This window comes from Streptomyces sp. NBC_00663 (assembly GCF_036226885.1).
GTDB lineage: Bacteria > Actinomycetota > Actinomycetes > Streptomycetales > Streptomycetaceae > Streptomyces.
This window is the reverse complement of record NZ_CP109027.1, coordinates 4,596,825-4,608,798: the sequence shown is the minus strand read 5'-3', so window position 1 is coordinate 4,608,798 and position 11,974 is coordinate 4,596,825. Positions and strand designations below refer to the sequence as shown.

Genomic DNA, 11,974 nt, shown 5'->3' with positions numbered 1-11,974 from the left:
AACCCGAACCCGAACCGGACAGGAACCCGAACCGGACAGGAGCCCGAACCATGAAGCACCACATCGTCGTCCTCGGAGCCGGCTACGCCGGAGCGATCACCGCCGGGCGCATCGCCCGCCGACTGCGTAGCGACGACGTCCGGATCACCCTCGTCAACGCCGAGCCCGACTTCGTCGAGCGCATCCGCATGCACCAGCTGGCCACCGGCCAGAACCTCACACCCCGCCCGCTCGCGGACCTGTTCAAGGACACGGGCGTCGAACTCCGCATCGGCCGGGTCACCGCGGTCGACGTGGACGCCAAGACGGTCACCGTCGACGGCACGACCGAGGAACACCTCCCGTACGACACCCTCGTCTACGCCCTCGGCAGCCGCTGGGCCGACCAGGGCGTCCCCGGTGTCACCGAGCACGCCCATCAGATCGCGAGCCGCCCCGGCGCCCTTCGCCTGCGCGGCCGCCTCACCGAACTGACCGCCGGTGCCCCCGTGGTCGTCGTCGGCGCCGGCCTCACCGGCCTCGAACTCGCCACGGAACTCGCCGAGACGCGGCCCGACCTGGACGTCACCCTCATCGCCCGCGGCGGCCTCGGCGACTGGCTGTCCCCCAAGGGCCGCGCCCACGTCCGCAAGGTCACCGCGGACCTGAACATCACCGTCCACGACCACACGACGGTGACCGCGGTCGAGGACGGAGCGGTACATACGGCGACCACGGCCCCGATCCCTGCCACCGCCACCGTCTGGACCGCCGGCTTCGGGGTCCACCCCATCGCCGCCGCGACGACCCTGGAGGTCACCGGCACGGGGCAGATCGTCGTGGACGACACCATGCGCTCGGTCTCGCACCCCGACGTGTACGCCGTCGGCGACGCCGCGTACGCGCTGGGCCCCGGCGGCAAGCCGCTGCGCATGTCCTGCGCCTCGGCCACACCGGCCGCCTGGCAGGCCGCCGACGCGATCGCCGCCCGCCTCGCCGACGTCAAGGTCCCCAAGGCGCCGATCCGTTACTTCCACCAGTGCATCAGCCTCGGCCGCAAGCAGGGCCTCATCCAGATGGTCAAGGCCGACGACACGGTGACGGACCGCGCCTGGGCGGGACGCGGGGCGGCCCGCTACAAGGAGTTCATCTGCAAGGGCGCGTACTGGGGCGTGGCCAAGCCGGTGATGTATCCGGTGCGCCGCAGGAAGGTGACGCTGCGGGCGGCCGAGGCTATTGCCGCGTGAGGAAGGCGGCCCAGGCGGCGGGGGTGACGGTGAGGTGGGGGGCGGCCGGGGTCTTGGAGTCGCGGATGTGGACGATGGCCGGCTGGGTGGCCACCTCCACGCATGCGCCGCCCTCATCGCTGCTGTAGCTCGACTTGAACCACTGAAGTTCGGTGTCGATCATTGCTCTCCTAGCAGACGGTCCAGCAGATCCCTCGTGTCCTCGGGCGTGAGGGCCTGTGACCGCAGCATCGCATACTTCTGATTCAGGATCGCCACCTCGTCCTGGTCTGCGATGAGTTGGCTGCCGCGCTGTGTCTCCGTGTAGGCAACGCGCTGGTGCTCGGGCGTCTCCAGCATCACGAACGGGCCCGCAAGCCCTGCGTGGCTGGTGCGGTTCAGCGGCAGGATCTGGAGCATGAGGCTTGGTAGTTCCGAGCACGCACGCAGATGCCGCACCTGCTCAGCGTGTACCTCCTTGCCGCCCAGCGGGGCCCTTACCGCTGGTTCCCAGACCACGAAGCTGGTGAAAGGCGCCTCGTTGCCCTCCAGGATCTCCCGTCGCTTGACGCGGCCCGCCACCAACCGGGCGATCTCGTCCTCGTCATAGACCGGTACGCGGCTGCGGAACACCGCCTCCGCGTACGCGTCCGTCTGGAGCAGACCGGGCAGCACCTGGTTCTCGTACCACGAGATCGCGATCGCCTCCCTCTCGCGCTCCAGATACTCCTCCGCCCACTGCGGTACGAGATCCACCTCCGGCAGATGCTTCAGCGCCGCCGTCAACGCCCCCTTGGTGCCCAGGAAGTCGTCCAACTGCTCGGCGAGGTCCGGCTTCAGGCGCCGTCTGCCCTGCTCGATCGACGCGATGGTCTCCTCGCCGAGGGCGAACGCGTCCGCCAGCGAGCTCTGCGTATATCCCGCCGCCGTACGGAACACGGCGAGCAGCGCGCCCACCATCCGCATCGCCGACGCGTTCCGGCGCACGTGCTTCGACCGTGGCCCTGTTGTCGTCCCCATGGGTAAGAACTCCCCACTGATCCCCGTACGTTCACCATTGGGCACCCGTACAAACGAGTTGTACGGGTGGGCGGCCTCAGGACCGAGTCGGTTCCGGGACGCCGGGCGGAGCGTGGCGCGACTTGCGGCTGTTGACGGTGTTCCGGGTGGCGGGATGGTCGTCGCCGAGTACTCGGCGTTGGCGGTCGAGGGTGTCACGGCGGAGGGTGTCCGCCTGCTCGTCCTGGCCCAGGGTCGCGAGGTCGATGGAGAGGTTGCCGGCGGTGACCAGGGTGTCGGGGTGGTCGTCGCCGAGCACCCCGCGCTGGATACCGAGGTTGCGCTCCCCGAGCGTGACGGCTTCTGCCGTGCGACGCTGGGCCGCGAGGTCGATGGCGAGGTTGGTGGCGGTGCGCAGCGTGTCGGTGTGGTCCACGCCGAGCAGGCGCCGCTGTCGGTCGTAGACGTCCTCGTCCAGGCGTTGCGCCTCCGCGTGGTCGTTGAAGAGGGCGTAGATGTAGGCCCGGTAGGTGGCTGCCGCCAAGGTTTCCTCGACGTCTTCGCCCAGCTCCACGGCCCAGCCCAGGTGCAGGTTCTCCAGCCTCTTCACCGCCTGCTGGGCATCGCCCTGGGCCGTCAGGAACCAGCAGCCCAGGAGCGCCGCGTACCGGGCCTCCCGCGTGGTGAGGTCGCCCGGGGCGATGGCGAGGAGATGCGGCAGCAGATCGGTCCGGAGGTGCTGGGCGCCCGAGTCATCTTCCTGGGCGAGGCCCGCCAACAGATGGCTGGCATCGGTGGCGGCCCGGAGGTGCAGCTCGGGGGTGAGCTGGTCGCGCAGGACGGCCTGGGTCAGTCCCGGCATCTGGATGCTGCCGCCGGACACCCGGGCCAGCCCGACCCGTTCGACTGCCATCAGGAGTTGCCGGAAGGCACGCGGGCTGGACCGCAGGGCGGGCGCGCTCAGCGGAAGGGGCGCGGGGGCGAGGAGAGTGCAGGCTCGCAACACGGCGGCGGCTTGGGGATTCTGCTCCGCCAGCCTGTTGATGCTCTTGCTCAGCTGTGAGGTCAGGGAGCCCGGATAGTCGGGTGGACCGTCGTCGTCGAGCGCTTCGGCGGCGTGTTGTTCCAGCAGTTGCAGGTATTGGTCCGGGGGGAAGAGATAAAGGGTTTCCGCGGCTTGGACCAGCGCGAGCGGCAGACGGTGCAACGCCTCGGCGAGTTGGATCGCGTCCCGCTTGGCCAGGTCGCGGTTGCGGGAGGTCAGCAGGGTGACCGCGTCCGCGCGAGGCAGCACGGGGACATCGAGTGTCGCGGCTCCCTGATGCCAGTGCGGATTGCGGGAGGTGATCAGCACATGGCCCTCGCCGCTGGGCAGATGGCTGGTCAGCTCGGACGGGTTCTCGAAGTCGTCGAAGATCAACAGCCAGCGTGACCGCCTGCGCAGTTCCCGGTTGACAGCCAGCGCGGACGCGTTAATGGAATTGTCGGGCGGCGTGCTGCCGAGGGCGACCGCGAGACTGGCCAAGTCGTAGCCCCAGTCCTTGCCCGCCAGGTACCAGACCACGTCGTACTCGCCGCCGAACCGGTGCGCGTACTCGACGGCCAACTGCGTCTTGCCGATCCCGCACGGCCCGGTCAGTGCCAACGGTGCCGCGGCGGGCCGGTCCGCCAGCCTGGCACCGATCTCCGACAGCAGCTCATCCCGCCCGACGAACCCGGCGTTGCGCGCGGATACGTTCCACACGCTCGGCTGGATCGCCGGCAACCGTCGCTCCGCTCTGCCCGCCGCCGGGAACGCGGGCGGAGCCACCGGCGGGGCGCCCGGGTTGGCGACCGCCCGCAGCAGCGCCTCCCGTGCCTCCTGCTCGGTCACTCCGAACAGGTCGGTGACCCCGTGCCGTTGCAATGCCGTCGGCAGCTCGATCTCCTTGACGCGCACCGGCACGAACTTGTCCGGCGCCTGGAGCAGCGCCGGCAACTCGTTGTCGAATGGCTCACCTTCGCCGAACAGGTGCACAATCCGGTACTGATCAGGGAGGGCCAGCAGAGTGGTGACGAGGCTGTCTTCCGCCCGCCCGGGCCACTCCTCGTCGACTTCGTAGCCCGCCTCCCGCACGTTCCAGGCCACCCACTCCGCCCACGCCCGATCCTCCGGCGCGTGACCGATGAATACGCGACCCCGCTCCGATGGAGAAGGTGCGTCGAAACGAACATGGGAGGCGTCAGAGCGGACCCGCGCTGTGATCGCCCTGGCGACGTCAGCCAGTTGGCCCTCGGCGAGGCCGTAGGACGGCAGTGACTGAACGAGGGCCGGCAGGTCGCGCAGGACGCGCTGCGAGCCGACGACAGGAAACACGGTGCGATCGGACTGCTCCTCCAAGGTCTGGCGGAGGAAGTAGTTCAGCTCGTCACGGTGCCAGGATTCCACGGAGTCGCGGGCCAGCAGGATGAGGTGGCGGCAGGTGTCGATGGTCGCGCGGAGGGTCTCCCGCGCGCCGGCATCCGGTCCTCCGCCCGAGGTGCTTCCGAAGGTGGACAGGCCTTCGGCCGCGAGCAGGTCAACGAGCCGCCTGGCCTCCCCGTCCGTCTTCGGCGTACCACTGACGAAGAAGTCGTACTCGTAGTCGCCCCCGCGCCGCCCCGTCCGGATCGCCGCGTCCACATACGCGTCCCGGCTCTCCGTGAACAGCCGCGCGTCCTCCAGGTTCCGGGCGATCAGCGCCGCGATCGAGGCGATGCTGTGGCTGATCAGCTGGGGGTTGCGGAAGTCCTCGGTGATGACGGGGAGATCCTCGCCGAAGGACCAGTACGCCGAGTAGGGCACCGTGCAGTTGTCGAGGACCCGCTCGGCGGGGGACCCGTCCGGGACCCAGGCGTCGTAGCTGGGCTTCAGGTCGCCGCGCAGCCGGTCACGCCATTCCGCCGCCCGCTCGTACTCCTCGCTCATGTCGAAGCGGCAGAGCAGGGGCAGGGTGAGGAGGCGTGAGCGGTCGTAGGGGAGTCCGTTGCGGGCGATGGCCGCGCGTCGGACCACGTCCAGGACACCGTCGACGTTCTGCTCGTTCGCGGTGAAGGCGAATGCCAGGATGTGCGGCAACTGGGACGTGCAGATGCCGCCGGAGTCCGAGATCCCCGTCCGGCTGTCCACGAAGATCACGTCGTACGAGTCGATCCAGCGCTCCCGCCATTCCTCCAGCACGTTGCCGAAGTCGCGCTCCCGGTACAGCGCGTCCCAGTCGATGCTCTGCACCTTCGCGACATAGTCGTCCCCGACACTCCCGGCGGGGATGAGGTCGAGGGTCGCTCCGCCGGGCAGGTTGACCTGCGTGACGTGGCCGAGGGCACCCACGTGCTCCCCCTCCCGCACCCTCAGCACCATGTCCGTCAGCCCGGTTCGCGGCACGGACATGAAGGGGCGGAAGTAGTAGTGCAGGCCGGGGGCTTCGAGGTCCCAGTCGATGCACAGGACCCGGTAACCCCACTGAGCCAGCAGCACGGCCGAGTTGGAGAGCAGGAAGCTGCGTCCCACGCCGCCCTTGTAGGAGTAGAACGTCGCGATCCGGCCCTGGGACATGGTCGTCATCGTCATCACAGCCTCGGTACGGAGTTCTGCGAGGACTCCGCGTGGGCGGGCGGGCGGACGATCGGCCAGCCCTCCTGCCATTCCGGAGCGCAGGCGAGACAGGCCGCGACCTCCTCGGCGACCGTGCGCATCCGGTCCTGGAAGCCCAGGTAGGCGGGGGTGTCCCGGAACTGGGGGCCGTCGTAGCCGTACTTGGTCAGTTCCTTGTACTGCTGGATCTTCTGGGCCTCTTCGGGGAAGTGGTCGCCGTCCATGAAGTTGATCGGATAGACGAGGGTCGGCGCCTGGCCGTTCGCCGCCGACAGCGCCTCCTGCCGGCGTTGCATGCTCTTCCACTCCGCCATGCACCACTCCGAACGGAAGTACGGCGGCGACCAGATGGCCACCAGGCAGCGACTGCGCAGCAGCGCCTGCTCAAGCCGTTCCGGCCACGCCGAGCCCGCGGGTATCTCGAAGTCGACGAAGATGCGGGGGTCACTGGGGAGCAAGTCCTCGAGATACAGCTGGAGTTCGCGGCTGAAGTGGTTCTTGACCCAGTCCCGCACATGCCCGCGATGGCTGTAGCTGATGAAGACGTCGTAGTCGTAGTCCACCGTGCCCCCTCCGGCGTGCCGCACGGCGCAAATCTAGGGCAGGAAGGTCAGTTACGTCCTGACCTTCCTGCCCCGGGGTACCGACGACCGGCCTACAGGGTGACCTGCACCCCGCCGAACGTCACCACCAGGCTGCCGTTCGAGGCGAACGACCAGCCGAGGGCCCCCGAATACGAGGAGCAGCGAGAGCCGTTGGTGCCGGACCAGAACTGGTTGGAGCTGTCGGCGTCACCGACGTACCGGTCGTTCGCACCGCTGTTGCAGGAGGTGTTGGAGCGGAAGACCGACGTACCGGTCTCGAAGTTGAAGTTGCGCTCCGTGTTGGCGACGGACACGTTGCTCGTGATGGTCATCTTGCCGGGGTTGCTGTTGTACGTGAACCCGTGGTGGCCGTTGCCGTAGGCGATGCTGTGCTGGACGACGTGGTTGACCGCGATGTCGTCGCCGCCGAGCTTGTAGCCGTTGCGGTCGCCGTTGCCGGCCTGCGAGCCGTCACTCAGGGTTCCGTTGCCGTACGACAGCGAGTACTCGATGGTCACCGGGCCGATCGCGCCCGTGTCCGTCTTGGTGTACAGGTCCCAGCCGTCGTCGATGTTGTTGTGCGAGACGGCGTACCGGAAGACGTTGCCCGTGCCCGTCGTCAGCTTCGCCGCGAAGCCGTCCGCGTCCTCGCCGTCGGAGTCGGCGTTGTCGTGCGACTCGGCGCTGAGGATGAGGTTGTTGGACGGCCACTCGCTGCTCGGCGTGGAGGAGGCGATGCGGCCCAACTGGAGGCCGGTGTCACGGTTGTAGCGGGTCACGGTGCGCTCGACGACGTTGTTGCTGCCGCCGACGTAGATGCCGTTGTCGCCCGCGCGCTCGACGACGAGGCCGTAGAGCCGCCAGTAGTTGGCGTTGAGCTGGATGCCCCGGTTCGACGAACTCTCGCTCTGGGCCGAGAAGTTGAGGACCGGCGTCTCGCCCGGGTAGGCGGAGAGCAGGGTGCGGGCGCTGGAGGTGCCGTTGCTGCCGGCCGGGATCGTCACGGTGGAGGAGTAGTTGTACGTACCGCCGCGCATGTAGATCGTGCCGCCGGAGGTGATGCGGCTGATCGCGGAGGTGAGGGTGGTCGGGGCGCTCGCCGTGCCGGCCGCGCTGTCCGTACCCGTGGGCGAGACGTACAGGGCGCTGGAGGAGGGCGGGGTGGTGGTGCCCGAGGTCTCCACGTCGATGTAGTCGATGTTCGCCAGACCGCCCGCGCTGGTCGGGTTGAGGCGGATGGTGTTGCTGCCCGCGTTCACCGGCACGGTGAACGTCTTCGTCGCCCAGGTCGTCCACGCGCCGGTGCCCTCGAAGGAGGCCGAGGCGGAGGTCGAGCCGTTCACGACCACGTCCGTGGCGCGGGCCGTGGTGGTGCCGTTGGCGAAGCGGACGCTGACGGTCGCGGTGCCCGCGGCGGAGGCGGTGACGGTGAACTGGTTGTAGGCGCCGGACGCGTTGGTGCCGTTGCAGTAGCCGGAGCCGGAGTAGCCGGTCCACTCGGTCTCGACGGCGCCGGTGCACACGGCCGGCGAGGTCTCGGCCTCGTAGCGGGTGGTGGCGGCGTTGGCCGTGGTGCCGGAGAGGGCGACCAGGGTGCCGGCGAGCAGGCCGACGGTGGTGGCCATGGAGGCGGTGATGCGTCTCGTACGGGGGCCGGAGAGTGTGGTCATGGGGGCCGTGCCCTTTCTGTTGCGGGTTGGGTGTGGCAACGTGGCATGTCGCGTTCGCGTTCGCGTGAATGAACGTGAAGGAACACGCCACGTCGCGCCGCACCTCTTCCAGAGAGGGGAAAGCGCTTTCTCCGGACCGTAAGGGCCTGCTGTGTACGCGTCAATAGACGTGTACGTGATTGCCGTTCATGACCATGAACTCATCAGTGTGACCACGAACTCATCAGCCGGGGTGGCCGGTCACGGGTCAGCTCTCCTTCGGCGCCGCCTGCTGCACCACCTCGAAGGACCACAGCGTCGCCCCGGTCGCGGCGGGCTTGGGCCGCTCGCCGCCTTCCGCGGTCGCGCCACCGCCGCCGTGCGAGGCCTGCGCCATCTGGGCCCGCCACTTCTCGAAGTCCTCCTCGCTGCGCCAGCGCGTGTACACGAGGTAGGTGTCGGTGCCCTCCACCGGGCGCAGCAGCTCGAACCACTCGAACCCGTCCGAGCCTTCCACGGAACCGGCCCGGGCGGCGAACCGCTTCTCCAGCACCTCGCGCTGTTCCGCCGGGACAGTGAGTGCGTTGATCTTCACAATGCTCATAGGGCCATTGTTGCCGCAGGGGGCTCCTGAGCCGCGGCGGGCCGGGCGCGGAAGGTGCGGCGGTAGGTGTCCGGCGGGACGCCGACCGTGCGGTGGAAGTGGCGGCGCAGGGTGGTGGCGGTGCCCATGCCCGTGGCGGTCGCGATCGTGTCGACGCCGTCGTCGGTGGTCTCCAGCAGCTCCTGGGCGCGGCGGATGCGCTGGGTGAGCAGCCACTGGAGCGGGGTGGTGCCGGTCGCGGCCCGGAAGTGGCGGGTGAGATGGCGTGAGCTCATCCCCGCCCGGCGGGCCAGGTCCTCCACCGTCAGCGGCTCGCCGAGGCGTTCGATCACCCAGGGCAGCAGCGCGGCGAGCGGATGGTCGTCGCGGGCGGGGACCGGCGCGGCGACGAACTGCGCCTGTCCGCCGGCCCGGTGCGGGGGTACGACCAGTCGGCGGGCGGCGGCGTTGGCGACCGACGATCCGTGGTCGAGTCGTACGAGATGCAGGCACAGGTCCATCGCCGCGGCCTTCCCGGCGGAGGTCAGGACGCTGCCGTTGTCGACGTAGAGGACGTCCGGGTCGACCTCCACCCCGGGATGGCGGGCGGCCAGTTCGTCGGTGTGCGCCCAGTGCGTGGTCGCGCGTCCGCCGTCCAGCAGTCCGGCGGCGGCCAGCACGAACGCGCCCGTGCACAGCGACGCCACCCGCGCCCCCGCCTCATGAGCCGCGCGCACCGCGTCGACCAGCTCGGCCGGCGGATCCACGTCGACGTCCGCCCAGCCCGGCACGATCACGGTGTCGGCGTCCCGCAGCCGCTCAAGCCCGTGGTCGGGCTCGACCCGGAACCGGCCGACCTGGACCGGGGCCGAGCCGCAGACGGTGACCTCGTACCAGGGGACGCTCACCCCGTCCGGTACGGCGCCGAACACCTCGTAGGCCAGGGACAGTTCGAAGTGCAGCATGCCGTCGGTGACGGCGAGGGCGACGGTAGGGGCCATGTCCGGAATTGTATGGGGCATGTCGTTCCGGACACTCACGGTGGGGCGAGGGTTCCGTCCAGGATGGTCGTCAACGGATCAGCCGGCCGAAGAGGCTTGCGGGAATTGGGGGACGTCATGGGAGCGGGCGTGGGGCAGACGGTCGCGGTGTTCGGGGCGTACGGGCACACGGGACGCTTCGTCGTCGCGGAACTGAGGGCGCGCGGATTCGTGCCCGTCCTCTCCGGCCGCGACGCGGAGAAACTGAAGGTCGTAGCGGTCGAGTACGACGTGGAGGCGCGGCCCGCGTCGGTCGACGACCCGGTCTCGCTGGACCGTGCGCTGGCCGGGGCCGCGGCCGTGATCAACTGCGCGGGGCCGTTCGCGACGACCGCCGCGCCGGTGATCGAGGCGGCGCTGCGGGCCGGGATCCCGTATCTGGACGTGGCGGCGGAGATCGAGGCCAATGTCGACACGTTCGCCGGCTTCGCGGACCGTGCCCGTGCGGCGGGCGTGCCGGTCGTGCCCGCGATGGCCTTCTACGGCGGGCTCGGCGACCTGCTGGCCACGGCCGCGATGGGGGAGTGGACGGCGGCCGACGAGGCGCATGTCGCGTACGGCCTGAACAGCTGGCACCCGACGCCGGGGACACGGATCGCGGGCGAGGTCTCGCGGGGTCGGCGGGACGGGCGGCGGGTGCGGTTCAGCGGCGGGAGGCTGGAGTACCGGGACGACGCGGCCGCGGTGCTGGAGTGGACGTTTCCGGAGCCGCTGGGGGCGCGGGAGGTCATCGGGGAGTTCACGATGGCCGACGTGGTGACCGTCCCCAGCCATCTGGCGATTCCCGAGGTGCGGACGTACATGACGGTCGAGGCGGCCCGGGACCTGTCGTCGCCGGACACTCCGGCGCCGGTCGGGGACGGGGGCGCGGACCGGCGGTCCGACCAGACCTTCCTGGTGGACGTGGTGGTGCGGTCGGGGGACGAGGAGCGGCGGGCCGTGGCGCGGGGCCGGGACATCTACGCGGTGACGGCGCCGCTGGTGGTGGAGGCGGTGGAGCGGCTGCTCACGGGGCGGACGAAGGTGCGGGCGGGGGTGGTGTCGGCCGGGGAGATGTTCGACGCGGCGGACTTCCTGCGGGCGCTGGCGGATCATGTGACGGTGGAACTGCCGTAGCGGGAAAGGCAGTTGGGATGCGCGGCTCGGTCACCCTTGACGTCGGGGTGGCCGGTCGGCATCTTGGGAGCGCTCCCAGACGGTGGCCCCTCCGCTGTCCGAAAGCGTGCCTTCGTGGAAAGCGTGTGTGCTCATGCAGAGTCAGACCAAGCGCCGCCTGTCCCCGGCCGAGCTGGACGCCCTGCTGCGGGCGTCGGCCGGCACGGGCTGCCGGGTGGAGACCGAACTGACCGACGGCTGCTACAACACGGCCTACCGGGTCCGCCTGGACGACGGCCGCCCCGCGATCGTGAAGCTCGCGCCGCTGCCGGAGGTGCCGGTGCTGCGGTACGAGCGGGGCATCATGGCGACGGAGGCGATGGTGTACCGCCGGCTGGCCGAACTCCCAAAGGAGCGTCGAGTCCCCGGCCCCGAACTCCTCTACGCGGACGACGAGTTCCTCATGGTCTCCGTCCTGGAGGGCACCCCGTGGGACAAGGTGGCCACGGCTCTCCCCTCCACCGCCGCAGGCGCCCTGCGCCGTGAACTGGGCGCGCTCACCGCCCGCTTCAACACCGTCACCGCGCAGGACGGCCGGTTCGGCTACCCGGCACCGGAGTCGGGCCTGTCGGCGCCGGACTGGCGGACGGCGTTCACGCTGATGGTGGAGGCGCTGCTGGAGGACGCGGCGCACTGGAACTCGGCCCTGCCCGAGGAGCCGGACACGATCAGGAAGCTGGTGGCGGAGGGCGCCTACGCCCTCGACGAGATCACCGAACCCCGCCTGGTCCACTTCGACCTGTGGCCCGGCAACGTCTTCGTCACCGACGGCCCTTCCCCTCGTATCACCGGCCTCATCGACCACGAACGCGCCTTCTGGGGCGACCCGGCGGCCGAACTGATCTCCCTGGCGTTCGGCGGCGACGCGGGTCCGGACAGTGACGTGGTCGCCGGCTACGTGGCAGCCGGCGGCACCCTCGACTTCACCCCCGCCCTCCACCACCGCCTCGCCCTCTACCAGCTCTACCTGGGCCTGATCCTCGTCGTCGAGGACGGCCCCCGCGCCACGGACGACACCGGTCATATGGCGTGGAGCCGGGAGTACCTGGCGAAGGCGGTGGGGCGGGTGCGGGGGCTGGGGTAGGTTCCGCACCCGCTCGCGCGCTCGGCCTGGTGGCGGCGACCTGTCGGACGTGCTGTCAGGCC

10 protein-coding genes are annotated in these 11,974 nt (G+C 70.1%); 3 read left to right on the top strand and 7 right to left on the bottom strand.

All coding sequences use genetic code 11. The features are described from left to right. Window positions 1-50 precede the first annotated feature (50 nt). Window positions 51-1,226 carry an NAD(P)/FAD-dependent oxidoreductase gene (locus tag OG866_RS21040; protein ID WP_329336827.1) on the top strand — a complete coding sequence of 392 codons (1,176 nt, stop codon included), beginning with the start codon at window positions 51-53 and terminating at the stop codon, window positions 1,224-1,226. Here the strand turns inward: OG866_RS21040 and OG866_RS21035 are convergent. The 7 genes from OG866_RS21035 to OG866_RS21005 form a co-directional block, all read right to left on the bottom strand. After that, on the bottom strand, window positions 1,213-1,389 hold the full coding sequence (locus OG866_RS21035) for a DUF397 domain-containing protein (protein WP_329336825.1): 177 nt from the start codon (window positions 1,387-1,389) through the stop codon (window positions 1,213-1,215). The two genes, OG866_RS21040 and OG866_RS21035, sit on opposite strands and share 14 nt — an antisense overlap. After that, window positions 1,386-2,225, bottom strand: coding sequence for a helix-turn-helix domain-containing protein (locus OG866_RS21030; protein WP_329336823.1), 840 nt, complete (start codon window positions 2,223-2,225; stop codon window positions 1,386-1,388). The genes OG866_RS21035 and OG866_RS21030 overlap by 4 nt, the downstream gene beginning before the upstream one ends. Before the next feature lie 76 nt (window positions 2,226-2,301). Next, window positions 2,302-5,793 carry an FxSxx-COOH system tetratricopeptide repeat protein gene (gene fxsT / locus OG866_RS21025; RefSeq protein WP_329336822.1) on the bottom strand — a complete coding sequence of 1,164 codons (3,492 nt, stop codon included), beginning with the start codon at window positions 5,791-5,793 and terminating at the stop codon, window positions 2,302-2,304. Further along, entirely contained in the window at window positions 5,793-6,404 is a 612-nt protein-coding gene (locus OG866_RS21020) for a toll/interleukin-1 receptor domain-containing protein (protein WP_329336820.1), read from the bottom strand. Before OG866_RS21020 ends, fxsT begins: the two co-directional genes overlap by 1 nt. Before the next feature lie 68 nt (window positions 6,405-6,472). Next, window positions 6,473-8,026, bottom strand: a complete 1,554-nt coding sequence (locus OG866_RS21015) for a carbohydrate-binding protein (RefSeq protein ID WP_443063652.1) — start codon at window positions 8,024-8,026, stop codon at window positions 6,473-6,475. A gap of 292 nt (window positions 8,027-8,318) precedes the next feature. Next, window positions 8,319-8,654, bottom strand: coding sequence for an antibiotic biosynthesis monooxygenase family protein (locus tag OG866_RS21010; RefSeq protein ID WP_329336817.1), 336 nt, complete (start codon window positions 8,652-8,654; stop codon window positions 8,319-8,321). Beyond that, window positions 8,651-9,634, bottom strand: coding sequence for a helix-turn-helix domain-containing protein (locus OG866_RS21005; RefSeq protein WP_329336814.1), 984 nt, complete (start codon window positions 9,632-9,634; stop codon window positions 8,651-8,653). The genes OG866_RS21010 and OG866_RS21005 overlap by 4 nt, the downstream gene beginning before the upstream one ends. 117 nt (window positions 9,635-9,751) lie before the next feature. Here OG866_RS21005 and OG866_RS21000 point away from each other — a divergent pair, with 117 nt between their 5' ends. Further along, complete coding sequence (locus OG866_RS21000) at window positions 9,752-10,789, top strand: saccharopine dehydrogenase family protein (protein WP_329336812.1); 1,038 nt, start codon at window positions 9,752-9,754, stop codon at window positions 10,787-10,789. A 133-nt stretch (window positions 10,790-10,922) separates the two neighbouring features. Next, window positions 10,923-11,912 carry a phosphotransferase family protein gene (locus OG866_RS20995; protein WP_329336811.1) on the top strand — a complete coding sequence of 330 codons (990 nt, stop codon included), beginning with the start codon at window positions 10,923-10,925 and terminating at the stop codon, window positions 11,910-11,912. Window positions 11,913-11,974: the final 62 nt, after the last annotated feature.

Bases quoted from the DNA above. Each gene is read 5' to 3' on its own strand.
- OG866_RS21040 (WP_329336827.1), top strand. From the start codon at position 51: ATGAAGCACCACATCGTCGTCCTCGGAGCCGGCTACGCCGGAGCGATC.
- OG866_RS21035 (WP_329336825.1), bottom strand. From the start codon at position 1,389: ATGATCGACACCGAACTTCAGTGGTTCAAGTCGAGCTACAGCAGCGAT.
- OG866_RS21030 (WP_329336823.1), bottom strand. From the start codon at position 2,225: ATGGGGACGACAACAGGGCCACGGTCGAAGCACGTGCGCCGGAACGCG.
- fxsT (WP_329336822.1), bottom strand. From the start codon at position 5,793: ATGACGATGACGACCATGTCCCAGGGCCGGATCGCGACGTTCTACTCC.
- OG866_RS21015 (WP_443063652.1), bottom strand. From the start codon at position 8,026: ATGGCCACCACCGTCGGCCTGCTCGCCGGCACCCTGGTCGCCCTCTCC.
- OG866_RS21010 (WP_329336817.1), bottom strand. From the start codon at position 8,654: ATGAGCATTGTGAAGATCAACGCACTCACTGTCCCGGCGGAACAGCGC.
- OG866_RS21005 (WP_329336814.1), bottom strand. From the start codon at position 9,634: ATGGCCCCTACCGTCGCCCTCGCCGTCACCGACGGCATGCTGCACTTC.
- OG866_RS21000 (WP_329336812.1), top strand. From the start codon at position 9,752: ATGGGAGCGGGCGTGGGGCAGACGGTCGCGGTGTTCGGGGCGTACGGG.
- OG866_RS20995 (WP_329336811.1), top strand. From the start codon at position 10,923: ATGCAGAGTCAGACCAAGCGCCGCCTGTCCCCGGCCGAGCTGGACGCC.